General features: G+C 45.3%; 2 protein-coding genes and 1 pseudogene. All 3 read right to left on the bottom strand.

What is annotated here, in order from left to right; genetic code table 11:
- A pseudogene (purH, locus tag A3739_RS00745) lies at positions 1-373 on the bottom strand (bifunctional phosphoribosylaminoimidazolecarboxamide formyltransferase/IMP cyclohydrolase); the annotation flags it as partial.
- Between the two features lie 72 nt (positions 374-445).
- Positions 446-730 carry a DNA-binding transcriptional regulator Fis gene (gene fis, locus A3739_RS00750; RefSeq protein ID WP_369819810.1) on the bottom strand — a complete coding sequence of 95 codons (285 nt, stop codon included), beginning with the start codon at positions 728-730 and terminating at the stop codon, positions 446-448.
- Positions 731-738: 8 nt separating this feature from the next.
- A complete protein-coding gene (gene dusB, locus A3739_RS00755; protein WP_197468889.1) occupies positions 739-1,728 on the bottom strand; it encodes a tRNA dihydrouridine synthase DusB in 990 nt (329 codons plus the stop codon).
- Between the last annotated feature and the right edge of the window lie 104 nt (positions 1,729-1,832).

A 1,832-nucleotide genomic window follows, 5' to 3' on the forward strand; every position in this document is an offset into this window, starting at 1 on the left:
CATCATCCATTGAGCAATCTGGTTTCGCGATGGTTTCAGCGAATGGGTAAAGGTTTACGACAACCATATCGATTGCAGCGATATCATGTGCCTGCATGACTTCATCATCTTGTCCGCGACGACCAAGTATTCCACCATGAACTTTAGGGTGGAGAGTTTTTACGCGACCATCCATCATTTCAGGAAAGCCTGTATAGTCTGAAACCTCTGTGACAGGAATGTTTTCGCTTTGAAGTAATTTAAAGGTACCGCCGGTCGACAGCAGTTCAACACCAAGGTCTTTTAGGTTCTTTGCGAATTCAACAATGCCTGTTTTATCCGAGACACTTATTAGTGCGCGCTTTACAGCAACAGGGCGAGCGTTTGTTGTCATAGTTACTTCCACTTTTTACTTGTCTTTAAAACGAAAAAGGGCGAGAAAATCCCGCCCTTGTTTTGATGCTGTTTACAGTAGACCGTACTGCTTGAGTTTTTTGCGCAGAGTGCCTCGGTTGAGACCCAGAAGCACAGAGGCTTTGGTTTGGTTGTTGCGCGTATATTTCAATACTTGCTCTAGAAGAGGAGCTTCTACTTCTGAAAGTACGAGTTGGTAGACGTCTGTAACAGGCGCGCCGTCTAGTTGAGCAAAATAGTTGCTCAGCGCTTTTTCTACCTCATCACGTAATGTTGTGCCGCCATCAAGCAATGGGGCGTTTTGTGATGGTTGGATGTCTTGGTTGTCGGCTAGCATCTCAGAACTCATGCAGCTTCATCTCCTTGGTTGTTCGATCGCTTAAAATACTCGCTTATCGCGTTAAGTTGATCTTGTGTTGATTCAATAGTGTTAAAAGTCTTTCTGAACGCTTTACCATCTATCCGAGTTTGAAAATACCAAGCGACATGTTTTCGGGCAATTCGCACGCCCATAATGTCGCCATAAAAACAATGCAATGCACTTACATGGCGCAACATAATATCCTGTTGCTCCAAAAGCTCTCGCTGCGGAAGATGCTTCCCTGTTTTTAAAAAGTGCTCTATTTCCTCAAATATCCAAGGTTTTCCTTGAGCGGCTCGTCCTATTAAAAGTCCGTCTGCGCCGGTGTAGTCGAGAACAGCTTTCGCTTTCTCTGGAGAAGTAATATCCCCATTAGCAAACACCGGAATTGCTAGGTTTTCTTTCACTTGTTTTATGGTGTCGTACTCAGCTTCTCCGCGATATGCGCAAGCTCTAGTTCGGCCATGTATTGCCAACGCTTGAATGCCCGCCTCTTGCGCTATTTTAGCGATTGTTAGGGCATTCTTATTTCCTGTATCCCAGCCTGTTCTGATTTTCAGAGTGACTGGAATATCGACCGCATCCACTACGCTATGAAGAATCTCTTTAACAAGTGCTTCATCTTTCATTAACGCTGACCCAGCTGCTTTATTACACACTTTCTTTGCAGGGCATCCCATATTGATATCAATAATTTGGGCACCTTGCTCCGCATTGAGTCGTGCGGATTCGGCAAGCATCTGAGCGTCGCCGCCGGCGATTTGAACAGAAATTGGCGCTTGTTCACCCTCATGATCAAGGCGATGTTTGGATTTGCGTGTTTTCCAAAAGCTAGGATCTGCGATGACCATCTCGGAGACAGCAAGTCCCGCACCATATTGGCGACACAATTGACGAAAAGGTCTATCGGTGACACCGGCCATCGGTGCTAGCACTAAATTATTTGCTAATGTGTAAGGGCCGATTTTAACCAAAACGTTTGCCGATGTGTCGCTCAAAAAAGGACGCAAGTCATACTCTTCTGTTGCGTCCGATTAAAGACGGTGCAAGCGCTTTTTTTTGGTTATATTTTGTGCGG

Source organism: Oleiphilus sp. HI0067, assembly GCF_001635735.1.

Excerpts from the sequence above, each read along its gene's own strand:
- fis (WP_369819810.1), bottom strand. The coding sequence starts at position 730 with ATGCTAGCCGACAACCAAGACATCCAACCATCACAAAACGCCCCATTG.